Source organism: Streptosporangium sp. NPDC050284 (assembly GCF_044459525.1).
Lineage (GTDB): Bacteria > Actinomycetota > Actinomycetes > Streptosporangiales > Streptosporangiaceae > Streptosporangium.
Window position 1 is genome coordinate 1 of the sequence record NZ_JBITIZ010000004.1, and the last position, 21,794, is coordinate 21,794.

The 21,794-nt window shown below is 70.3% G+C and carries 20 protein-coding genes; 14 read left to right on the forward strand and 6 right to left on the reverse strand.

Translation table 11 applies throughout. The features are described 5' to 3' along the window. From ACIBH4_RS10745 to ACIBH4_RS10775, 7 genes are all read left to right on the forward strand, one after another. Positions 1–361: hypothetical protein (locus tag ACIBH4_RS10745; protein WP_362766700.1), on the forward strand; the 361-nt coding region annotated here is incomplete at its 5' end. A gap of 260 nt (positions 362–621) precedes the next feature. After that, positions 622–2,307, forward strand: a complete 1,686-nt coding sequence (locus ACIBH4_RS10750) for a serine/threonine-protein kinase (RefSeq protein ID WP_362516243.1) — start codon at positions 622–624, stop codon at positions 2,305–2,307. Between the two features lie 349 nt (positions 2,308–2,656). Continuing rightward, entirely contained in the window at positions 2,657–4,087 is a 1,431-nt protein-coding gene (gndA, locus tag ACIBH4_RS10755; protein ID WP_362516241.1) for an NADP-dependent phosphogluconate dehydrogenase, read from the forward strand. A gap of 554 nt (positions 4,088–4,641) precedes the next feature. Beyond that, positions 4,642–5,418: a hypothetical protein gene (locus tag ACIBH4_RS10760; protein ID WP_362766703.1), complete on the forward strand. Its 777-nt coding sequence runs from the start codon at positions 4,642–4,644 to the stop codon at positions 5,416–5,418. 28 nt (positions 5,419–5,446) lie between these two features. Beyond that, positions 5,447–6,574, forward strand: coding sequence for a hypothetical protein (locus ACIBH4_RS10765; protein ID WP_362516237.1), 1,128 nt, complete (start codon positions 5,447–5,449; stop codon positions 6,572–6,574). Continuing rightward, positions 6,571–8,040, forward strand: coding sequence for a hypothetical protein (locus ACIBH4_RS10770; protein ID WP_362766706.1), 1,470 nt, complete (start codon positions 6,571–6,573; stop codon positions 8,038–8,040). The genes ACIBH4_RS10765 and ACIBH4_RS10770 overlap by 4 nt, the downstream gene beginning before the upstream one ends. Positions 8,041–8,140: 100 nt before the next feature. Continuing rightward, on the forward strand, positions 8,141–9,439 hold the full coding sequence (locus tag ACIBH4_RS10775; RefSeq protein ID WP_362516232.1) for an AAA family ATPase: 1,299 nt from the start codon (positions 8,141–8,143) through the stop codon (positions 9,437–9,439). Positions 9,440–9,567: 128 nt separating this feature from the next. On the opposite strand, the gene ACIBH4_RS10780 is transcribed toward ACIBH4_RS10775, so the two are convergent. Further along, complete coding sequence (locus tag ACIBH4_RS10780; protein ID WP_362766708.1) at positions 9,568–10,521, reverse strand: GNAT family N-acetyltransferase; 954 nt, start codon at positions 10,519–10,521, stop codon at positions 9,568–9,570. Positions 10,522–10,651: 130 nt separating this feature from the next. Then, complete coding sequence (locus ACIBH4_RS10785; RefSeq protein ID WP_362516227.1) at positions 10,652–12,208, reverse strand: MDR family MFS transporter; 1,557 nt, start codon at positions 12,206–12,208, stop codon at positions 10,652–10,654. 134 nt (positions 12,209–12,342) lie between these two features. On the opposite strand from ACIBH4_RS10785, the gene ACIBH4_RS10790 reads away from it, so the two are divergent. The 4 genes from ACIBH4_RS10790 to ACIBH4_RS10805 all read left to right on the forward strand — a co-directional run bounded on the left by ACIBH4_RS10790 (position 12,343) and on the right by ACIBH4_RS10805 (position 14,577). Then, positions 12,343–12,894: a helix-turn-helix domain-containing protein gene (locus ACIBH4_RS10790; protein ID WP_362516225.1), complete on the forward strand. Its 552-nt coding sequence runs from the start codon at positions 12,343–12,345 to the stop codon at positions 12,892–12,894. Continuing rightward, positions 12,891–13,208, forward strand: a complete 318-nt coding sequence (locus ACIBH4_RS10795; protein WP_362516222.1) for a DUF4031 domain-containing protein — start codon at positions 12,891–12,893, stop codon at positions 13,206–13,208. Before ACIBH4_RS10790 ends, ACIBH4_RS10795 begins: the two co-directional genes overlap by 4 nt. After that, positions 13,208–13,786 carry a type 1 glutamine amidotransferase domain-containing protein gene (locus tag ACIBH4_RS10800; RefSeq protein WP_362516220.1) on the forward strand — a complete coding sequence of 193 codons (579 nt, stop codon included), beginning with the start codon at positions 13,208–13,210 and terminating at the stop codon, positions 13,784–13,786. Before ACIBH4_RS10795 ends, ACIBH4_RS10800 begins: the two co-directional genes overlap by 1 nt. Before the next feature lie 263 nt (positions 13,787–14,049). Beyond that, positions 14,050–14,577 carry an ATP-binding protein gene (locus ACIBH4_RS10805; RefSeq protein ID WP_362516217.1) on the forward strand — a complete coding sequence of 176 codons (528 nt, stop codon included), beginning with the start codon at positions 14,050–14,052 and terminating at the stop codon, positions 14,575–14,577. On the opposite strand, the gene ACIBH4_RS10810 is transcribed toward ACIBH4_RS10805, so the two are convergent. Next, positions 14,464–15,939, reverse strand: a complete 1,476-nt coding sequence (locus ACIBH4_RS10810; RefSeq protein WP_362516215.1) for a wax ester/triacylglycerol synthase family O-acyltransferase — start codon at positions 15,937–15,939, stop codon at positions 14,464–14,466. The genes ACIBH4_RS10805 and ACIBH4_RS10810 overlap by 114 nt on opposite strands. Positions 15,940–16,101: 162 nt before the next feature. Further along, on the reverse strand, positions 16,102–17,172 hold the full coding sequence (locus tag ACIBH4_RS10815; protein WP_362516213.1) for a helix-turn-helix domain-containing protein: 1,071 nt from the start codon (positions 17,170–17,172) through the stop codon (positions 16,102–16,104). 162 nt (positions 17,173–17,334) lie between these two features. Between ACIBH4_RS10815 and glyA the strand changes: the two genes are divergently transcribed. Beyond that, a complete protein-coding gene (gene glyA / locus ACIBH4_RS10820) occupies positions 17,335–18,642 on the forward strand; it encodes a glycine hydroxymethyltransferase (RefSeq protein WP_362516210.1) in 1,308 nt (435 codons plus the stop codon). A 198-nt stretch (positions 18,643–18,840) separates the two neighbouring features. On the opposite strand, the gene ACIBH4_RS10825 is transcribed toward glyA, so the two are convergent. Further along, positions 18,841–19,938: an NADH:flavin oxidoreductase/NADH oxidase gene (locus ACIBH4_RS10825; RefSeq protein ID WP_362516208.1), complete on the reverse strand. Its 1,098-nt coding sequence runs from the start codon at positions 19,936–19,938 to the stop codon at positions 18,841–18,843. Between the two features lie 136 nt (positions 19,939–20,074). On the opposite strand from ACIBH4_RS10825, the gene ACIBH4_RS10830 reads away from it, so the two are divergent. Continuing rightward, positions 20,075–20,431 (forward strand): helix-turn-helix transcriptional regulator, encoded by a 357-nt coding sequence (locus tag ACIBH4_RS10830; protein ID WP_362516206.1) that lies wholly within the window; start codon positions 20,075–20,077, stop codon positions 20,429–20,431. Between the two features lie 178 nt (positions 20,432–20,609). Next, a complete protein-coding gene (locus ACIBH4_RS10835; protein ID WP_350948434.1) occupies positions 20,610–20,828 on the forward strand; it encodes a DUF2277 domain-containing protein in 219 nt (72 codons plus the stop codon). Here ACIBH4_RS10835 and ACIBH4_RS10840 read toward each other — a convergent pair. Beyond that, positions 20,800–21,678, reverse strand: a complete 879-nt coding sequence (locus ACIBH4_RS10840) for a MaoC family dehydratase N-terminal domain-containing protein (protein WP_362516203.1) — start codon at positions 21,676–21,678, stop codon at positions 20,800–20,802. The genes ACIBH4_RS10835 and ACIBH4_RS10840 overlap by 29 nt on opposite strands. Between the last annotated feature and the right edge of the window lie 116 nt (positions 21,679–21,794).

Sequence of the window (21,794 nt, forward strand, 5' to 3'; positions counted from 1 at the left end):
ACTGGCTTTTAACACACTGTTGAGTTCTCAAGAAACGGACGCGTACACCATCACCCACACCCGACCAACCGGTCCGGCAGAACTCCGGGGCGTTCGTTTTATTCTGTTCTTTCGTTGTGCCTTTATTCTTTCAGGCCCGCTTTTTCGTGTCAAACCGACCCGATCCGGCCTACCTGTTTCAAAATTTACTGCTCCCCCTTCTCAGGAGGACCCGCCTAACGTACTTGATGGTCCGATTCATGTCGAATCAAACCCCTTTAAGGGACAAACATCCCATCAAGGCAAAGATCGTCAGAGAGGGTTCCGAGGCCCCGGCGCCACCGCCGTCTCCCTCGGGTCTGGTGAACTTTATGAACCCTGACCCGCATCGTCAAATCAACCGCGCCCCACGTGGAAGCAGGGCGCCTTGGCGTGCGTGCTTCAGGGAAAGCGGCTCCGACAAAACGAAGGATCCGGACACGCCGGCGAGGGGCCGGAGACGGAGTGGGCATGTGATGTCCCGGCGGCGGGCCTTCAACGCGAGGCGGGCGCGGCGCACCCCGGCGGCGAAACGAAGGGAATACGCCCATGGTTCGCGCTGGAAACTCCGGTAATCTGCCGCTCGTCTTCAGGAGGTGGCAGGTGGCCGGAGCTGGCGCCTTTGCGGTACCGGGCTACGAGGTGTCCGGGGTGCTCGGCCAGGGCGGTTTCGGGATCGTCTACCGGGCCAGACAGCTGGCGGTGGATCGTGAGGTCGCGCTCAAGGTGGACAACCGGGTGCTGGTCTCCGAGCGGGACCGGCGCCGCTTCATGCGTGAGGTGACCTCGGCCGGCGCGCTCTCCGGTCACCCGCACGTCGCCCATGTCTACGACGCGGGGGTCCTACCCGACGGACGGCCGTACATGGTCCTGGAACTGTGTCCCGGCGGGTCTCTGCTGGACCGGATGCGGGCCGAGAAGCGGTTGCCGCCGGCCGAGGTCGCCGACATCGGCATCCGGATCGCCGACGCGCTGTCGGCCGCGCACGCCGCCGGGGTGCTGCACCGCGACATCAAGCCCGCCAACATCCTGATCAACCGGTACGGCAATGTGGTGCTCTCCGACTTCGGCCTCGCCACCATGCCGTCCTCGGGCAGCGAGGCGTCGGTGACCCGGGAGTCCCTCACTCCCGCCTACGCCCCGCCCGAGGCGTTCGAACTGACCGAACCCGCCGCCGCCGGTGACGTCTACTCCCTGGCCGCCACGTTGTACGCGCTGCTCTCGGGGCGCCCACCGCGCTTCCCCGAGAGCGGCGTGGTCAACATCGCGGTCATCATGGCCCTGCACCGCCTGCCGATTCCCGAGATCCCGGAAGTGCCGCCGGAGCTGACCGCCGTGCTCAGGGAGGCCATGGCCACCGACCCCGCGCGACGCACCCCCTCGGTGGCCGCGCTGCGCGACGCCCTCACGGACCTGCGCCTGGAGGGAGGCGTCCCGGTCCACCGGTCCCACACCCCGCGCCCCGCCATCCCTCACCTGGCTCCGAGGCCCACTTCGCCGCCGGTTTCGACACCGGAGAAGAACCCGGTGCCCATGCCGCCGCACGCGTCACCGTACGGCACACCGCCGGGACAGCGCGGGGAAGCTGTGCGGTCGCATCTGACGTCACCGGGCGTGAAGGGGTTCTCCGGTACCCAGCCGCCCGCGGCGGCCCCGGAGCATCCGGCCGCGTCGAACGCGCGGGTCTTCGTCGCGGTGGCCGTGGCCTTCGCGATCCTGCTGATGGCCGGAGTAGGGCTCATGTACATCGAGAAGCGCGACCAGACCCCGTCCACCGGGCAGCGGCCCAGCTCGCAGGCCCTCCAGAGCACGGGCGAGGACGGGAGCGCGACCCCGGAGGCGGGCACGTCCGCGGCTCGCGAGGTTTTCGAGGTCGCCACGGTCACGACCCCCTGCCCCGCTGCGGCGGTGACGGGCGCGGGGGCAGTGTGCGTGGCGGAGAACGAGTGCTGGGGCGGCCTCGTCGCGATCGCGGGCGACACCACGGCCAAGCGGATCCGCTGCCAGGAGCCCCATGTGTGGGAGACGTTCGCGATCGCCCCGCTGCCCCGGGACTCTCTCACCTACGATCTGGCCGTCCTGGAGAACCATCCGACGGTGAAGAAGGTCTGCTCGGACCAGGTGATGTTCGCCTCCATGTTCGACGAGCGCAATGACCGGCGGACAAGGTGGCACAAGACGATCCTGCCGCCCTCGCGGGAGCAGTTCCAGGGCGGGGCGCGGACCTACCGGTGCCTGGGCGGCCTCATCGGACGGGAGCTTCCGGGCGTCATCAGCTTCGGCCGCTGAGCCTTCTGGGCGCGGGTTGGTTCCCGCAAGGTCGTCCCCGTTCCCGCCGGAGGTCGGAGCCATCGGAAAAAGCAGGTCGTCCACCGATCGGCACGGTGCCGGGACCTTCTTCGCACGTTCGATCGGGGTGGGTGCAGACTTGCCTTCCCGAACGTGAAAAATTAGACGCGGTTGGACGGAGGTGGAGCGTGAACGTCCGCCTCCCGATCCGCGTAGGTCACAAAGTAGGTCACAAAGGGTGCGGCATTCACCACGAAGTCGCTCAGGTTTTCGAGAAATCGGCCAACGGCATCCCGCCGCGTTCTCCTTCCGGTCGTGAAGACCGGGTTTTTCGAGCTGGAGGTTTTTGATGACTCAGGCACAGATCGGCGTGACAGGACTGGCCGTGATGGGGGCGAACCTCGCCCGCAACCTGGCCAGGCACGGGCATTCGGTAGCGGTACACAACAGGTCCCAGCACAGGACCAAGGCGCTGATCGAGGAGCATGGGCACGAGGGAACCTTTGTCCCCTGCGAGACCCCCGAGGAGTTCGTCGCGGCGCTGGAGCGGCCCCGCCGCATTCTGATCATGGTCAAGGCGGGTGCGCCGACCGACGCGGTGATCGAGGAGTTCGCTCCCCTGCTTGAGCCGGGCGACATGCTCGTGGACGGCGGGAACGCGCATTTTCTGGACACGCGCAGGCGCGAGGCCGCGCTGCGCGAGCGTGGTCTCCACTTCGTCGGCGCCGGGGTTTCCGGTGGGGAGGAGGGCGCGCTGCTCGGGCCGAGCATCATGCCCGGCGGTTCGAAGGAGTCGTACCAGGCGCTGGGCCCGCTGCTGGAGGACATCGCGGCGAAGGTGGACGGCGTGCCCTGCTGCGCGCACATCGGCCCCGACGGTGCCGGGCACTTCGTGAAGATGGTGCACAACGGCATCGAGTACGCCGACATGCAGCTCATCGCCGAGGCCTACGACCTGATCAGGCAGGGACTCGGCCGGACCCCGGCGGAGCTCGCGGACATCTTCGCGGAGTGGAACGAGGGTGAGCTGTCCTCGTACCTGATCGAGATCACCGCCGAGGTGCTGCGTCAGGTCGACGCCGCGACGGGCAAGCCGCTCGTCGACGTGATCGCCGACCGGGCGGAGCAGAAGGGCACCGGCCGCTGGACGGTGCAGATCGCGCTGGACCTGGGCGTTCCGGTGAGCGGAATCGCCGAGGCGGTGTTCGCCCGTTCCCTGTCCGGTCACGCGGACCTGCGGAAGGCCGCACGGGGTCTGCCCGGCCCGTCGGGCGTGCCCGCGGGGGCCGTGGGCGAGGACTTCGCCGAGGACGTGCGGCGGGCGCTGTACGCCTCGAAGATCGTCGCTTACGCCCAGGGGTTCGACCAGCTCAGGGTCGGCAGCACGGAGTACGGCTGGGATCTCGACCTTGGCACCCTGGCCACGATCTGGCGGGGTGGCTGCATCATCCGCGCCGTCTTCCTCGACCGTATCCGCGAGGCGTACGCGGCGGAGGACAAGCCGGTCACCCTGCTCGCCGCCCCCTACTTCGCCGAGGCGCTGACCCTGGCGCAGGACTCGTGGCGGCGGGTGGTGGCGAAGGCCGCCGAGTTGGGCATCCCGGCGCCCGGCTTCTCGACCGCGCTCGCCTACTACGACGGGCTGCGCGCCGAGCGCCTGCCCGCGGCCCTGATCCAGGGCCAGCGTGACTTCTTCGGCGCTCACACCTACGAGCGGATCGACCTCGAGGGCTCCTTCCACACCCTGTGGTCGGCCGACCGCACGGAGGTCAAGGGCTAGCCCTCATATCCCGCATGTCACCCCTCCTCGCCCCGGGGTGACCGTCTGCCGCACTGGATCGGACGCGGTCGCCGACCCGCGACAGGCGGCACATTCAGGGCAGGGACCGGCCGCCCCTGACCCGAGCGCTCAGGGAGGTTCGGGGAGCAGCGCGGTCGGCGGCGACGGCCGAGGAGTGGGTCTCCTCGGCCTTCGCGCCCCCGACCAGGTCAGCCGGTCGCGCCGGGCCGGCACCCGCTGCGCGGCGAGGACCTGATCGGCGACGAACCTAACCGGCGGGGATCGCGGGAACGGGAGAGTGGGGTCCCGACCTGCCCTACGCCGCGCTGACCCGGCCGGATGTGCTGCACCCCTTCCGCTCCCCCGCGTGGTTCCCGCCTGATTCACCGTCCGAGGTGGGATTCGGCCGTGTCGACTGACTCCGCCTCCCACACGATGGGTTTCGCATTAAATGACCTTTTTGTACCTTTATTTCCATTACACGGCTCGCACTTAATACTGGAATTCGCTGGAATTCAAGGGAGGCTGGTGGAACTCCTGTTACGCTCCGGGCCGTGAGTGATTCACTGGACGCGCTGGAACGGCGAATAGCCGAGCTCCGCGCCGAGGTGCGACGGGCGGTCAAGGCGAAGGAGAACTCGCTCGCCCGGTCGCTGCGCGGCGACCTGCGCAGGGCGGAGCAGGCGTGGGACGCGGCGATCACCTCCGAGACCCCCGCGCCGCCACACGAACCCGAGACCTCGCTGGTGCCCATCAGGGAGCAGGTGCACCAGGCGCTGGCCATGCTGGGCGTACCGACGGCGGCCAAACTGATCGTGGCGGTGAACGACGCCTTCTTCTCCCGCGAGTTGCGCGGCTCCCAGCTCACCAGCCTGCGGCGCGACGAGGAGCGCTCGTTCCGCGGTGACCCCTACGCCAGGCCGTACTACCTGTGCGCCGCGCTGACCGACCGCCTCTCCCCCGCCCGCGGGCTGTTCGCCGACAGCACGTGGCCGCCCGAGTCGCGGGTGCTGGGACCGCTGAGCCCGCGCGTCGACTTCCTCGTCTCGGCCATGCGCGTCGCCGAGCACCTGACGCGGCTGGCGGAACCTCCCGCGGGGGCGGTGCGGCTGCTGTCGCGGATGGCGCAGAACATCCCGGGCGCCGTCGAGGGCTTCGCCCCGGCCGACCCGGCGACCGCGATCCGCGCGGCACGGGCCGAGCTGGAGGTGCACCTCGCCGCCGACTCCGCGCAGCGGGTCGAGGTGGCGGCGCGGGCGATGAGGCAACTACCGGACGTGGAGCGCCTGTTCGGCGCCACCGCGATGAACACCTTGAGGGGGGCCTGTTGAAGACCAGGCTGGACGGGGAGACCGGCTCATGAACAAGCTCGGGGAGAGGGCCTTCCTGAACAGGCTTGACGAGCTGCGCGGGCCGATGCCCTCCCGCCCACACGACGCGCGGGCCATCGCGGCGCTCGCCGCCAACCCCGGCTGCGTCCGCCGGGCGGTGATGGACGCCGCGGGTGTCGACAAGGACCTCACGGCCCGGCACGTCGGCTTCCCCGCCCCGTTCGGCCAGTCCCAGTTCGCGATCACCCGCGGGAACGTGTTCGAGACGCTGGTGAAGGAGAACGGGTGCGCGGAGCTGCTGCGCCTCCTGCGCGAGCTGCTCGGCCTGGAGGTCGCCCAGGTCGGCTATCAGGACGTGGAGAGTGTCGGCTCCCACCTGCGTCACTCGCACACCCGGGCGCTGATCGACCGCGCGGCGCGCGAGGACGACGGGACCGCGGTGTTCTACGACCACCCGCTGCTCAGCCTGGAGATCGCCGGGCACACCTCCTACCTGGAACCCGACGTGGTGGCCTTCCAGATCGGGAGGCGCTTCCACATCGTGGAGATCAAGTCGTTCAGCATGATCGACGGGCAGGCCGAGCCGGAAAAGGTCGCGGCGGCGGCGCGACAGGCGTCGGTCTACGTCATGGCGCTGCGCACGCTCATGGCCGACCTCGGGCACGACCCGGAACGCGTCTCCCACGACGTGGTCCTCGTCTGCCCGGAGAACTTCGCCAACCGCCCGACGGCGGCGCTGGTCGACGTGCGCAAGCATCTCTCCGTGCTCAACCGCCAGCTCGCCCGGATGACCAGGGTCGAGCGCCTGCTGGAGGGCCTGCCCGGCGGCCTCACCTTCGATCTGGCCCCCGGCGAGGACGGTGTGCCGACCCGCTCGGCCGAGGAGCTGGCCCAGGCACTGCTCCAGGTGCCCGCCCGCTACGCGCCCGACTGTCTGTCCACCTGCGACATGTGCATGTTCTGCCGTCACGAGGCCCGCTCCTGCGGGACCACCGACCTGCTCGGGCGCCAGGTACGCGACCAGCTGGGCGGCGTCTCCGGCATGGACGAGGCCCTCGGCCTGGCCGAGGGCACCCGCGAGGTGGCCGAGGGCCAGGAGGAGATCGCCCACCTGCTCCGGCTGGCGCATCGGCTGCGCGAGGAGTCGCTGCGGTGAGCACACTGACGGCGCTGGCGCGGCTGCGGGCCGCCAGGGACGGCGTCGCGCAGCGGATCACCACGGTCCGGCACTGCCACGTCTCCGCCCAGCCGCTGGTGTTCATCCCGCTCAAGCTCGCGGGCGAGGCCGCCGCGCCGCTCGCCGCCATGGTCGGCACCGATCCCGGTCATCCCCGGCTGCTCGTCGTTCCCCAGCCCCGCAACCGCGACCTGCGGTTCGCCTTCGCCGCCGGGTTGGCCGAGGTGCTGCTGCCGTACATCGAGGGGTTCCAGAAGAGCACCGAGACGGTCGAGCGAAAGAGCGGCGATCCGTACGAGCGTTGCCTGGACGCGCCACAGATCCTGGTGCCGAACCGGCCCGCGGCCTCGTTCGCCGCGCTGCTCGGCCGCTCAACCCGCTTCCGCAAGGCGGAGGGCCCCTACCCGGTGCACCCGTCGGTGCCGCTGCTCGGCCGGTGGCTGACCTATCTCGCCGACCGGTCGCTGCAGCCGGGCTCCTCGATGCTGCTCCCCGCCACCGAGGCGCTGAGCCTGCACTGGGCGACCGGACAGAGCAACCTGGAGGACGCCAACCTGGCGGCGCTGCTGGGATGGATCGATCCGCCGCGAGGAATGTCCGGGCGGCGGGCGGCCGAGGAGGCCGAGGACCCGCTGCTCTGGCCTCCCGCGGGCCCCGCCACCGACCCCGGCTTCGACAACGAGGTGCTCGGCCCCGCGATCCGCGCCTACGAGGAGGCGCCGACCGATCGCGCCGTCGACCGGATCAGCCAGGCGTTGCGCACCCAGCTCGAACCCACCTGGCGGCTGATGTGGCGCAGTGTGGAGCTGCTGCGCTCGCTGCCCGAGGGGGCGCGGGTGAAGGACCGCTGGGAGATCGACCGCGGGTCGTTCACCCGGTTCGTCGAGCGGATCGCCGAGGGCGGGCCGCCTCAGGCGCGCAGGGACGGGGCGGTCGGTGCCGCCGCGCGGCTGGCGGGGCTGGAACGGGCGCGGGCGAGCTACGACGTGCAGCGCGCCCATGACGACCCGCTGCTCATGGCCGAGTACCGGCTGAGCGGCGAGGCCTTCGCCGGGACGGTGACGTCCGCCGATCTTGAGCACACCGAGGGCGAGGGTCGCTCGCGCAAGCTCAGGCCCCTGATCACGGTGCGGACCGACGACCCGGTGCGGCTTTCCCCCAAGACCACGGTCGGCAGCCCCGACCGGCGTGGCCACGCCGCCGAGATCGTCGAGATCGGGAACGGGGAGATCACCCTCAAGGTCACCAAGGGGATGGGGCGGGGCAGGACACCCGTCCCCGGTTCCGTACCCGAACCGGGCGAGCAGGTCTCCTACACCTCACTGACGGACGACTTCCAGTCGTCGGCGGCGCTGCCCGATCCGGAGCAGACGCCGTGGACCCACGGCGGCCCTCCGCAGGAGTACGAGCCCGGCGACGACGACGCGCAGGAGGAATGGCTTTGAGCGTTCACCGGATCCCGTGCCGCCGGGCGATGCCCCGTCCCGCCGCGTGCGGGACGGGCCGTGACGGGGGCCTTTACGGGGGCCTTTACGGGGGCACGGCATGACGACCCCGCAGCGGGAGGCCGCCGCCGTGGTGGAGGCCGTGCTGGCCGACCTGCCCCGCCATCGCGGCGTGGTCGTGGACTCGCCGCCGGGCGCGGGCAAGTCCACGCTGGTGGTGAGGGCGGCGGGGCACATCGCGGAGACCGGCGAGCCGCTGATGATCGTCGCCCAGACCAACGAGCAGGTCGACGACCTGGTGGAGCGGCTCGCGGTCGAGCACCCCGACCTGCCGATCGGCCGCCTGTCGGCGAGCGGCTACGTCACGCCCGGCCGCGTCCTCGCCCACCCCAACGTCTCGGTCGCGGGCAAGCTGCCCGACCTGGGGGATCCGGCCGTGGTGATCGCCACTGCCGACAAGTGGGCCTGGATCGGCGACCGCACCTGGCCCTGGGCCATCGTCGACGAGGCGTACCAGATGCGCTCGGACAAGTTGCTGCGCATCGCCTCGCTGTTCGAGCGGTCGCTGTTCGTGGGCGATCCCGGCCAGCTCGACCCGTTCTCCATCGTGGACGGCGACCGGTGGGCGGGCCTGTCGTGGGATCCGGTGCAGAGCGCGGTCTCGGTGCTGCTGCGGCACAACCCCGACCTGCCGGTGCACCGGCTGCCGGTCTCCTGGCGACTGCCCGCCTCGGCGGCGCCGGTGGTCTCCGAGGCGTTCTACCCGTTCACCGGGTTCCGCGCGGGGACGGGTCCGGACGACAGGTCGCTGGAGTTCACCGTGAACGGCATGCGCACCTCCCACGACCTGGCGCTGGAGGAGGCGGCCGTCTCCGGCTGGGCGCTGTACGAGCTGCCGAGCCGTCACACGGTGCGCACCGACGCCGAAGCCGTCGCGGCGACCGCGATGCTGGCGACGCGGCTGCTCCAGCGGGGCCCGGTCGCGCACTCCGAGCGCGGCAGCCATCCCGTCACCGCCGACAGGATCGCCATCGGCGCCGCGCACCGCGACCAGGTCGCCGCGATCAGGGCCGCCGGGGTGCCGCCGGAGATCACGGTGGACACCGCCAACCGCCTGCAGGGCCGGGAGTACGACGTGACGATCGTGCTTCACCCGCTGTCCGGGCGCCGCGACGCCACCGCGTTCCATCTGGAGTCCGGGCGGCTGTGCGTGCTCACCTCCCGGCACCGCCACGCCTGCGTCGTGGTCGCCAGGGCGGGCATTCCCGAACTCCTGGACGCCCACCCGTCGTCCGAGCCGGTCCAGCTCGGCGTGCCGGTGAAGTTCCCCGACGGCTGGGAGGCCAACCAGGCGGTGCTGGCCCACCTCTCCAAACACCGGGTGACCCCGGACCGATGACCCGGACGCGCCGCGCCGGAGTCCGCACCGTCGCGCCGCAGTGATCCGCAGTGATCCGCAGTGATCCCCACTGTGATTTCCACGGTGATCCCCACGGTCTCGTGCGGCGAGGCCCGTACGGCGGGAGGTCAGATCGTGCGCCGCCAGACGTCGATCGCCAGCACCTGACGCATGCCCACCGAGAGGTAGAGGTCGAGGGCGGGCGTGCTGTTGTTGGCGTCGACGTGGAGGTAGGTGCCGACCCGCCCGCGGCGGGCGTCGTCGGCGAACGCCCCACGCAGCATGACCTTGCCCAGACCCCGGCCCCTGAAGGCGGGGAGCACCGCCAACTGGCGCACGTACCCGCAGTTCTCGTCCCCCAGGAAGGCGTTGGTCCCCAGCAGCATCGCCACGGGCTCGCCGTCGAGGCGGGCGACCGTCAGCTGCGCCCAGTCGGTGGTGACCGAGGAGTCCAGCTCCTCGTACCACTCGTCGTAGTCCTTCGGGGCGAACCCGAAGTGTTCGGCGAAGCCCGCCTGCTGCACGGCGTGCCCCTGACGGCGTACCTCCTCGGTGAGCCCGTCGTGCACCGTCACCCCGGCCGGGAGTTCGGGCCCGGGGACCGTCCCCTCGTGGTCGGCGCGAAGCCGGATGAAGCTGGTGGCGGCGGCGAAGCCGCGGGACGCGGCGATGGCGCGCTTGCCGCTGTCCTCGCGGTAGAGGCCGATGTCCACCACGGCCCGGTCGTGGCCGAGTCCGGCCGTGATCTGCCTGGCCCGCTCGGTCACGGTGTCCCAGAGCGGGCCGGTCAGCTCCGGTGCGGCGGGGTGTACGACGACGTCGATGTCGACGTTGTCGCTGCCCCCCTTGCGGCAGGCCCAGGCCCACGCCACCAGGCGCCCGCTCTCGTCGTGAACTAGCCAGCCGTCGGACTCCCCGTCGAAGGAGGAGTCGTTCAGATGGTCGGCGACGTCGTCGAGGGTCATGTCGGCCTTGCCGATCACCTGGGTGTCGCAGAGCGAGATCAGCTCGTGGATCTCGCGGACGTCCTCGGCCAGTGGCCGCCGGGTGACGTACCCGGCGGCGGGGATGGTTGACTTCATGACCCCATCGTCGCGAGGGCGACTTGGGGATCGCTGGGTCGGGACTTGGCTGCCGGCTCATCGATCGACCTGCCGATGAGCCGGTCAGCCGGATGCTCCGGTGGTCGTCAGGCGACAGGAGCGAAGCCGGTCAGTCGAGTGCCGGGACCGCCGCCGGGGTGTCCTCGGAGGCCTCGGGCGCGCCGCGCAGCGGGATCTCCTTGATGAAGGCCGCCAGCAGCGGCACCAGGACGGCGAACAGGATCGCCCACCAGAAGACGCCGGAGATCGACTCGGCCAGCGACTCCAGGAAGCCGACCCGCACGTTGGCGGGAAGCTCGTGCAGCGCGGCCGGGTCGAACTGGGCGCCTCCGGAGGCGAGCCGCTCGCCCGCGGCGCCCAGCTTGCTCTCCAGGCCGGAGGTGAGCTGGTTGTTGAAGATCGCGCCGAACAACGAGACGCCGAACGAGCCGCCGATGGAGCGGAAGAAGGTCGAGGCACTGCTGGCGACGCCGAGGTCCTTCTGCTCGACGCTGTTCTGGGCGATCAGCATGGTGGTCTGCATCAGGAAGCCCATGCCGACGCCGAGCACCGCGATGAACACCCCGGTCTGCCAGGCGGGGGTGTTGACGTCCATCAGGGAGAGCAGCCACATCGCGACCGCCATACCCACGCCACCGAGGATCGGATACATCTTGTACTTGCCGGTCCTGGTGATGGCGCGGCCGACGAAGAGCGAGATCACCATGGCGGCGCCCATCATCGGGAGCAGCAGCAGGCCGGAGTTGGTGGCGCTCGCCCCCTGGACGGTCTGCTGGAACAGCGGGAGGAAGTTGATCGCACCGAACATGGCGAACCCGAGCAGGAAGCCCACTCCAGAGATCAGGCTGAAGTTGCGGTTGCGGAAGACGTTGAGCGGCATGATGGGCTCGGCGACACGGCGCTCCACCAGGACGAACACCGCCAGCGTGATCACGGCGAGCCCCGCCAGGCCGAGGATCTGCCACGAGCCCCACGCGTAGTCGTTGCCGCCCCAGGTGGTGATGAGGACGAGCGCGGTGATGCCGACCGAGAGCAGGGCCGCGCCCAGCCAGTCGATGCGGTGCTCGGTGCGGAGCTTGGGCAGTTGCAGCTTGACCGCGAGCAGGGCGAGGGCGACGAACCCGATGGGCAGGTTCACGTAGAAGGCCCAGCGCCAGTCGAGGTGGTCGGTGATGAACCCGCCGACGAGCGGACCCGCGATCATGGCGAGTGACATCACGGCGGCCATGATGCCCTGGTACTGGCCGCGCTCGCGGGGCGGGACGAGGTCGCCGATGATCGCCATGGCGTTGACCATCAGGCCCCCGGCTCCCAGGCCCTGGAGCGCGCGAAAGGCGATGAGCTGCGTCATGCCGTCGGACGGCCCGCCGAGCATCTCGGATCCGGCCATGCCGCAGAGCACGGAGCCGATCATGAAGATGACGATGGAGGCGAGGAAGATGCTCTTCCTGCCGTACAGGTCGCCGATCTTGCCCCAGATGGGGGTCGAGACGGTGGTGCCGAGCACGTAGGCGGTCACCACCCAGGACAGGTGCGTCAGTCCGCCGAGTTCGCCGACGATGCGGGGCATCGCGGTGCCGACGATCATGTTGTCGAGCATGGCCAGGACCATCGCGAGCATCAGGCCTGGCAGCACCACCATGACCTCGCGACGCCGCGCCGGCACGGCCGCGGTCTCCTTCACTTCTGCGCCCCCAGTTTTTGTGATCTTGCTTACTTGCCGACCGGCTAGCGTCGGCTATGCTGGAATGTAGGCCGCTTACTTGCCGGCCGTCAAGTTAATTTCTCGGTAAGGGAACCATGAGGGAAAACGCCGACACACGGACGCGCATTCAGGAGATCGCCCTGAAGCTCTTCACCGAGCAGGGCTACGAGGCCACCTCGCTCCGCGAGATCGCGGAGGCCCTCGGCGTGACCAAAGCGGCACTTTACTACCACTTCAAGACCAAGGACGACATCATCGCCAGCCTGGCGGAGGACCGGGTGAGGGCGGTCGAGGAGCTGATCGCCTGGGCCCGCACCCAGCCGCGAACCGACGAGACGCGCGAGGAGCTGATCCGCCGCTACGCCCACGACCTGCAACGGGGCAGGCACCACGAGATCATGCGGTTCTTCGAGCGCAACCAGACCTCACTCAAGAACCACCCGATGACGGAGAAGACCCGCGAGCGGATGTTCGAGCTGCTCACCTTCCTCGTCGATGCTGAGGACCCCCTGGCCACGCAGCTGAAGCACTCGATGTCCCTGTTCGCGCTGCACGCCTCGTGGTTCACGCTCAGGGACGAGTCGATCACCGACGAGGAGCGCCAGGCGGCCGCCCTGGAGGTCGCGCTCGACCTCGCCAGGCGGTGAGCGTTCTCATCGACCCGCCCAGCTGGCCGGGTCCGCGCGGTCTGTTCTGGTCACATCTGGTCAGTGACACCTCCACCGGGGAACTGCACGCCTTCGCGGAGCTGCTCGGCGTGCCGCGCCGGGCCTTCGACCGTGACCACTACGACGTGCCGGAGACCGTCTACGAGCAGGCCCTCGTGCTGGGCGCCGAGGCCGTCTCCTCCCGCGAGCTCGTCACCCGTCTCATCGCCGCCGGTCTGCGCCGGCGCAGGGTCCGCCCTGGGATCGACACTTCTCGCATAGATCCCGGCAGTGCGGGCATGGCATCCCGTTGATGGCATATCCGCACGTCAACGAAGGGAACGACATGCTGAGCGGCAAGACGATCGCGTTTCTCGTGGCTCCCGAGGGGATCGAGCAGGTCGAACTCACCGAGCCGTGGAAGGCCGTCAAGCAGGCGGGGGGCACGCCCAAGCTGATCTCCACCGAGCAGGGTCAGGTCCAGGCGTTCAACCACCTCGACAAGGCCGACACGTTCCCGGTGGACGCGACGGTGGAGCAGGTCTCCGTCGCCGACTTCGACGGGCTGCTGCTGCCGGGCGGCGTCGCCAACCCCGATCTCCTGCGGACCGTACCCGCGGCCGTGGGCTTCGTGAAGGGCTTCTTCGACGCGGGCAAGCCCGTCGCGGCCATCTGCCACGCGCCCTGGGCACTGATCGAGGCCGACGTGGTACGTGACCGCAAGGTCACGTCCTGGCCGAGTCTGCGGACCGACCTGCGCAACGCCGGGGCGACCTGGGAGGACAACGAGGTCGTGATCTGCTCCTCGGGCCCGAACACACTGATCACCAGCCGTAAGCCCGACGACCTCAAGGCCTTCTGCCAGGCCGCGACGGACGCCTTCTCCGGGTAGCGTCCCTCGATCACCGAAGCGCGGGGCAGGGGTCGGTGACCCCTGCCCCGCCGGCGTTCCACGTCCGGCTCCGGACCACCTCGTGAACCCTGAACCCTGAACCGGAGAGAATCCTCCGCACACCCGATTTCAAGTCACGAAAGAAATGTTTTGCCGTTTTTTGCCGCATCCCAGGGACACGATCACCCATCCCCGGTTAGGACGGTTTCCCCAGGGCAGGGCTTCTACGTCGGCTGTGAATCGGCGGTGAAAAGGGGGAGACCGTGGAGGCCACCATCGCGTTGCGTCTACCGCGTGACGCTGCGAGTGTTCCCGTGATCAGACAGCTTCTCGACTCCTCGCTGCAGGCCCTGGGGGTGGTGCCCCAGATTCGCGAGGACATCCAGCTCATGCTCTCCGAGGCGTGCTCCAACGTCATCCAGCACGCCGTCCCCAGCGACGACTACATGGTCAGCACCGAGCTGACCAGGGGTCGGTGCGTGATCAAGGTGGTGGACGCCGGCAACGGCTTCGACTTCTCCGAGACCTCCTCCCCCGCCCCCACCTCCGAGCACGGTCGCGGGCTGCTGATCATGCAGGCCCTCGCCGATGACATCCGGTTCGTCAAAAGGCAGGAACGGGGCTCGATCGTCTGCCTGGAGAAGACTCTGCGCTTCACCGAGGACGCTCCCGGGCTGTCACTGCTCCTCAACGAGGAACTTGAGCTCCAGCAGGGTGTCCCTGAGGTAGTCGGTAACGGTCCACACGTCGGGAACCATCTCCCTGCAGGCGATCACGCCGACGTCAAGTGAGCCGTCGTAGGAGAAGACCGTGATGTTGATGCCGCCGCTGGCGTCGGTCACGACGGAGACGGGGTGGTACGCCAGAAGCCTGGCGCCGCTCACGTAGAGGGGGATCTGCGGGCCGGGCACGTTGGAGATCACCACGTTGATGGGGCCCGCGCTGCCGGCGAACAGGTTGAAGGCGGCGCGGGAGGCGAGGCCGGTCAGCGCGGAGGGCATCATGTCGCTCAGCTCCTGGAGCCAGCGCGCCGGGGCGAGCGACGAGCGGTCCTTGATCAGCCGCATCGCGTCACGCACCGCCAGCAGCCGTTCCACCGGGTCGGCGACCTGTGTCGCCAAGGTGGTGATCATGATGCTGACCTGGTTTCCCGCGCTCTGGTCACCGGGCAGGCGGAGCGAGAACGGCACCCCCGCGACCAAGGGCTGCTCGGGCAGCGCGTCGTGCTTGAGCAACCACTGGCGCAGCGCACCGGCGCACAGGGCCATCACCACGTCGTTCACCGTGACACCGAAGGCGTTCTTGACCAGCTTGACGTCCTCCAGCGGCAGGGCGGTGTAGGCGAACCGCCGATGCGCGCTGATCCTGCCGCTGAAAGGGGTGCGGGGAACGGTCATGCGGGGCATGGCGGGCACCTCGGCGGCCCCGGATCCGGACAGGCGGGTGGCGAGGTCCCTGGTGATCCGTGAGACCAGCCCCGCCCCGGGTGCCTGGGAGATCAGCGGGATCTCGTCGAGGTGCGGGACGGCGTTGATCAGGAACCGTATCGCGTTGGCCGGGTTGACGGCGACCTTGGCGAGCCCTCTGACGACCATCTCCCCCGTGTCGATCTCCTCCTCCGGCTCGCCCGGGGGCGCCAGCTCGACCTCCGCGGGCTCGGGTGAGGTGTCCAGCAGGCCGGCCAGCACGTCGGCGCCGGTGACGCCGTCGACCGCGGAGTGGTGGACCTTCATGTAGAGGGCCGTACGGTCCCCGTACAGGCCGTGGATGAGATACATCTCCCAGAGCGGGCGGCGCCGATCCAGGCGTCGGGCGTGCAGCCTGGCCACCTGCTCGCCCAGTTGCATATCACTGCCCGGTTTGGGCAGCGCGATCTCGCGCACGTGGTAGTCGAGGTCGATTCTGGAGTCCTCGGTCCAGTAGGGGTGGTCCAGACCGAACGGGACGAAGGCGAGCCGCATGCGGAAGGGCGCGGCCAGGTGGAGCCGGCGGGCCAGCAGCGACACCAGGTCACCGCGGGTCAGGCCTCCCGACAGGATCGCGAGTCCCCCGATGTTCGCGACGTTCGTCGAGGTCTCGAAATTCAGGAACTGCGTATCCACCGCGTTGAGCTGCCGCACCGTCTTACCTCCGCCGGGATGTCGTTCTCCCATCCTGCTCCCGTGAAGTCACCAGAGCCAACGCGGCCAGCGCGAGGAGGACCACAACGGACACGAGAATTAACGACAGCGGAATGAGTACGAGCACGACGACGATGGCCATGATCTCGCTGATCAACTGCAACACCGGAAAGCTGTGCCCGGATTATCCGGCCGTTACACCGCATTCCAGCGACCGAGCTTCAGCGCGAGATGGAGTTCTAACCTGTGGGTTCCGTTCTTGAGGTTGCGGCCGGCCAGGTGCTCGATTCTGGTGAGGCGGTAATAGAGGCTGGTGCGGTGCAGGTGGAGCAGCCTGGCGGTCTCCTGGGCGTCTCCTCCGCTGTCCAGATAGGTCTCCAGGGTGGTGAGGAGCGCCGGGTGCTCGCGCAGCGCGTCGAGCGGGCCGCCGGCCGACCCGTGCGGGCCCGCGACCGGCTCGGCGAGCAGCCGGTAGACGCCCAGATCCGGCCAGCGGGCGACCGGCCGCAGCGCGGGTTCGGCCGCGGCGGCCCTGGCCGCGGTGAGCGCCTCCTCGTGCGCCCGTACGGCCGATTCCAGTCCGGGGTGCGGCGCGCTGAGCCCGGCGCCCGCGCGGGTCCTGGCGGCGAGCCGCTCCCCCAGTGCCACCGCGTCCTCGCCGCGGTTCAGCAGCAGCACGGCGTGGCGGTCCAGGATCGTGAAGGCCGGCGGGCGGCGCACCCTGGCGAGCTCCGCGCCGACCGCCTCGCGCAGACCGTCCGGATCGCCCCGCAGCGCCAGGACGCGCAGCGGCCCCTCGCCGAGCACACCGGCCGCACGCCGCACGCCGATCTCACCGGTGAGCAGCTGGCTCAGGATGTGGGAGCTGCCGCCGTCGTCGAGCAGGGCGGCGATCGCGGCGGCGTCGCGCACGGCCCTTTCGCGCTCCTGCGGGTTGAGCGGGCCGGGACCCTCGATGATCCACAGGTAGCCGACGCGGCGGTCCTGGTGGAGGAGGGGGACACAGAGCCTCGCCGCCATCCCCAAGTCAGGATTTTTCGGGATCTGTACCGGCTCGCGGGTCGTGGTCACCCCGTGCGCCTCCTGCCAGGCCCCCACCTCGGCGGGAACCGAGCGCGAGAGGATGGCCTGTGCCCTGACCGGATCGACCTCCCCGTGGTGGGCACTGTGCGCGACGACCCGGCCCTCCAGGTCGTCCACGGACATCCCTCGGCCCACGGCCACGGCGAGCGACTCCAGCAGATCCTGAACATCATCCGCTATCACGGTCCAATCCTACAGATGTAGGAAGTATCTCCGGCGCCGGAACGATGACTCGACCTGGCGTGAGCCGTAGCGTCGCACTTACTCATTTCGGGGGACCCGCCTCCTGGGAGTCGGGGAGCCCGCCTCGTGAGAGTCGTCCGATCGCCCGGTGAAAGGAACCTCGTGGAGGAGCGCAGCCGCGTCGCCCCGTGGGCGCCGCCACGGGCACAGTTGCGCCTGGCCGAGCTTGAGGCCGAGGTGGGCGGGCTGGGGTTCGACGCGGTATCCCGGCTGGTCGACGCGGTACTGGCCGAGCACCGCGGCCGCCTCGACGAGGACGGCGTGGTGCTGTACGCGGGAACCAACACGATGAGCGAGCGCGCCAGGGCCGCGCACGAGATCTCTCTGGGGTGCCGCCCTTCGATGGGCTGGCCGGGCGAGAAGTTCCAGACCGGCCTGGAGGAGCTGGACGTGCTGGAGGTCCTCGCCCCGCTCCAGGTCGCGGCGCTGATGGGCGGTGAGTTCGCCGAGGTGCGCCTGCAGAGCGCCACGATGGCCAACCTCGCCTGCTACAGCGCGTTCACCAGCCCAGGCGACACGATCGCGGTGCTTCCGGAGGCCGCCGGGGGTCACGCCAGCCACCACGCCCAGGGCGCCGCCGGGATCCGGGGCCTGCGAGTCGCCGACCTGCCCTACGACGCCGAACGGCTCGACGTCGACCACGTGGCCCTGCCGGCGTTCCTGCGCGCACACCGGCCCGCGCTGGTGGTGGTCGGCGCGAACCTGATGCTGTTCCCGTACGACGTCGCGAGGGTACGGGCGGCCTGCGACGAGGTCGGGGCCCTGCTGGTCTACGACGCCTCGCACGTGGCGGGGCTCATCGCGGGCGGCCGGTTCCAGCGCCCGCTGGACGAGGGCGCGCACCTGGTGACCATGTCCACCTACATGTCCTTCGGCGGCCCGCCGGGCGCGGCCGTGGTGACCCGCGACGAGGATCTCGCCCGCCAGGTGTCGGCGGCCGCCTATCCCGGCCTGACCGCCAACTACGACGCCTCACGCCTGGCGCCGCTGGTCCTCGCCTCCGCCGAGCACGCCGCGGGCGGTTCCGCGTACGCCGACCGCTGCGTCGCCAACGCCGGGGCGCTGGCCGCGGCACTGGACGGCGAGGGCTTCACCGTGGCCGCCGCCCATCGAGGCTGGACCGTCTCGCACCACGTGGCGGTGGACGCCGCCGCGTTCGGCGGCGGGGACGAGGCCGCCAGGCTGCTGGCCGAGGGCGGCGTCTATCTCAGCGGCGTCCGCCTGCCGGGGCAGCCTTCCGGTGAGCCCGCGCGGGGCCTGCGGATCGGCACCCAGGAGGTGACCCGCCGCGGCTTCCGCCCGGAGACGATGGGTGAGGTCGCGGTCCTGATGCGCCGCCTGCTCGTCGACGGTCACGCTCCCGCCGCGGTCCACCGGGACGCGGTGGCCCTGCGCCGCACCACCCCATGATCCCGGACCGGCCCGCTCGACCCCCGGGGGTTCGCCCCCTGGCGGGTCGGTCCGCTCATCGCCACTCCCCCTGACAGACGGACCGGCCCGCGCCCCCCCTGGCGGACCGCTCCGTCTTCCCCCCAGCGCGTCCCCTCACCGGACGGGTCACCTCCCCGTCCGGTGGGAGGGACGCGCCGGGTGACGGCCACAGCGGGGTCAGACCGCGCGGTGATACTGGTCGGGCCAGCGGGCGGCGGAGCCGAGCTCGCGGGCGGCGAGGTTCGGCCAGTACGGGGTGCGGAGCAGTTCCCTGCCGAGCAGGACCGCGTCGGCCTGACCGGAGGCGATGATCTCCTCGGCCTGCCGGGGCCGGGTGATCTCACCGACCGCGCCCACCCGCAGGTCGGTCTCGGCCTTCACCCTGGCCGCGTACGGCACCTGGTAGCCGGGCCCGGTGGGGATGCGCACCCTGGCGACGTTGCCGCCGGTCGAGGCGTCGAGCAGATCGACGCCGTGGGCCAGCAGGTCCTTGGCGAAGCGGACGGTGTCGTCGGCGCCCCAGCCCTCACGGTCGTCGGCGGGGTTCTCCGCCAGCCAGTCGGTGGCCGAGACGCGGAAGAAGAGGGGAAGCTCCTCCGGCCATACCTCGCGCACCGCCTCGACGACCCGGAGCGCGAACCGGGTGCGGTTCTCGTACGAGCCGCCGTACGCGTCGGTGCGGTGGTTGCTGATGGGCGACAGGAACTCGGCGATCAGGTAGCCGTGCGCGCCGTGGATCTCGGCCACCTGGAAGCCCGCGGCCAGCGCCCTGCGCGCCGCGGCGGCGAAGTCGCCCACGATTCTGTCGATGTCGCCGGCGTCCAGCTCCGTGGGAGTGGGGTGACCTTCGTCGAAGGGGATCGGGCTCGGCCCGACCGGCTGCCAGCCGTGTTCGCCGGGTCCGGTGGGCGCGCCGCCTCGCCAGGGGCTGCGGGTGGAGGCCTTGCGTCCCGCGTGCGCGAGCTGGATGCCGGGAACGGCGCCGTGCTCCCGCAGGAAACGGGCGATGCGGGTGAACGCCTGCTGCTGGCGGTCGTTCCAGAGCCCGAGGTCGGCCGGGCTGATGCGGCCCTCCGGCGCCACCGCGGTGGCCTCGGTCAGGATGAGCCCGGCACCGCCCACCGCGCGGGCGGCGAGGTGGGACAGGTGCCAGTCGGTCGGCACTCCCCGCTCCGGCCCCTCGACCGCCGCGGAGTACTGGCACATCGGAGCCATCCAGATCCGGTTGGGAATGGTGAGGGATCTCAGTGTCAGGGGCTCGAACAGGGCGCTCACGGTCGTACTCCTTGCTGGAGAGGGATCTTTGGGGCGGCGCCCCGACTTAACACTAATACGATAATCTACGTACTACGATAGATGTCAAACTACGACCACCCTCGTACAATTGAGCCACCCAAGGGAGGGAATCACCGTGTCGACCTCGTCCGTCAGGGCTCTGGAACACCCCGCGCGCGAGGACATCCGTCTGGAGGGCGTGCTGCACGCGCTGTCCGACCCGATGCGCCTTCAGATCGTGCGTTTCCTGTGGCAACTGGGCGAGGACGGGGAGGCCCCCTGCTCGGCGATCGATCTGGCGATCACCAAGTCGACCACCACCCACCACTTCCGGGTGCTGCGCGAGGCAGGGGTGATCAACCAGGTCTATCGGGGCACGGCCAAGATGAACGCGCTGCGCCGGCGTGACCTCGACGTGCTCTTTCCCGGGCTTCTCGGCGCCATCCAGGGTGCCGACGCGATCCAGTGCGAGCGCGACGGCCACGACGGCTGACCGTCGGCGCGCGGCGACCGGCCCCGGCGTGATCCGGCCTCGGACCGCACGGTTCCGGCCGATCCGGAGTCGAGCCGAGCGGCTCGGGCGTGACCCGGTGGGTCAGGACACCCCCGTCGGCCGGTTCCGGCGGAGCCTGTCGGATCGGGAGAGTCGCGAGACGCAGTACGGTCCTGTCATGTGCCGGAGCATCAAGACCCTTCGTGAGCCCTACGCCAGCGACGTGACCGACGACGACGTGCGAGCCGCCGCGCTCCAGTACGTCCGCAAGGTGTCGGGCTTCCGCTCCCCGTCGACGCGCAACGCGGAGGCCTTCGAGCGGGCCGTCGAGGCGGTGGCCGCCGCGACCCAGACCCTGCTCGACGATCTCAGGCTGAGGCACGTCTCCCGGGATTGACCGCGGACGAGTGGACATGCCCCTTCGCCGTGATCCGGCCGCCGAGGTCACGGACGGAGACCTCGTGGCCGGAACCGGCCGGGACGCCCCGTGCCACCAGGCCCTGGTGGTCGAACAACGGTGCGACCAGGCGGTAGTCGATCGCCGTGGCGAGCACGCCCTTTCCTCGCACGCACTCCGCCATGGCCAGTGCCTGCAGCGGACCGTGGGTCACCAGCCCCGGGTAGCCTTCGACGTCGCGAGCGTAGTCACGGTCGTAGTGGATGCGATGCGCGTTGTAGGTCAACGCCGAGAACCGGAACAGCAGCACCGGGTCCACGGACAGCGGCCACTCATCCTCTCCGAGCGCCATCGGTGTGAACGTGTCCGCTTCGGCACGTGGGCCGGTGGCGACGGCGTCGCGATAGACGATGTCCTGTTCCTCGACGACCTTGACCTCGCCACCCTGGCGTACGGTGTGGCGCACGACGACGAAGGTCAGCGGCCCCGTGCGTCCTTCCTTCTCGGTCAGTGACACGACCTCGGTGCGTCGCGTCGCGTCACGCCCCACAACGAGCGGGCCGAGCAGCCTGACCCGGCCGCCGGCCGCCATCCGGCGCCGTCCCGGCGCGGGCGGAGCGGGAATCACATCGCGGACCGGATGGCCGTCGGCTCCAAGGTCGACCTGGCGCGGCCGCTCCAGCAGGTAGACCCAGTGCCACAACAGGGGCAGCCCTTCGCTCTCCAGATCCGGTAGGTCGACGCCGAGGAGCCGGGCGAGCGCGACGGCGGGCTCCGGCTGGAGCGTCTCGGTGCGCTCGACGACCTCCGTCTCGGCGCCCTCCGTCTCGGTGTCCCCTGCCTCGGTCATTCGGCGACCTCCTCGCGTCGCGGGCCGTACTCGGCCCGGATGCTCTCGTTGTACTCGCCCGGATGGGCACGGTCCCCATCACCGTCTCCTGGCCGACGGCGGACGCATGCGGCACT

Excerpts from the sequence above, each read along its gene's own strand:
- ACIBH4_RS10800 (WP_362516220.1), top strand. The coding sequence starts at position 13,208 with ATGGCATATCCGCACGTCAACGAAGGGAACGACATGCTGAGCGGCAAG.
- ACIBH4_RS10810 (WP_362516215.1), bottom strand. The coding sequence starts at position 15,939 with ATGGGAGAACGACATCCCGGCGGAGGTAAGACGGTGCGGCAGCTCAAC.
- ACIBH4_RS10790 (WP_362516225.1), top strand. The coding sequence starts at position 12,343 with ATGAGGGAAAACGCCGACACACGGACGCGCATTCAGGAGATCGCCCTG.
- ACIBH4_RS10780 (WP_362766708.1), bottom strand. The coding sequence starts at position 10,521 with ATGAAGTCAACCATCCCCGCCGCCGGGTACGTCACCCGGCGGCCACTG.
- ACIBH4_RS10840 (WP_362516203.1), bottom strand. The coding sequence starts at position 21,678 with ATGACCGAGGCAGGGGACACCGAGACGGAGGGCGCCGAGACGGAGGTC.
- gndA (WP_362516241.1), top strand. The coding sequence starts at position 2,657 with ATGACTCAGGCACAGATCGGCGTGACAGGACTGGCCGTGATGGGGGCG.
- ACIBH4_RS10775 (WP_362516232.1), top strand. The coding sequence starts at position 8,141 with ATGACGACCCCGCAGCGGGAGGCCGCCGCCGTGGTGGAGGCCGTGCTG.
- ACIBH4_RS10765 (WP_362516237.1), top strand. The coding sequence starts at position 5,447 with ATGAACAAGCTCGGGGAGAGGGCCTTCCTGAACAGGCTTGACGAGCTG.
- ACIBH4_RS10835 (WP_350948434.1), top strand. The coding sequence starts at position 20,610 with ATGTGCCGGAGCATCAAGACCCTTCGTGAGCCCTACGCCAGCGACGTG.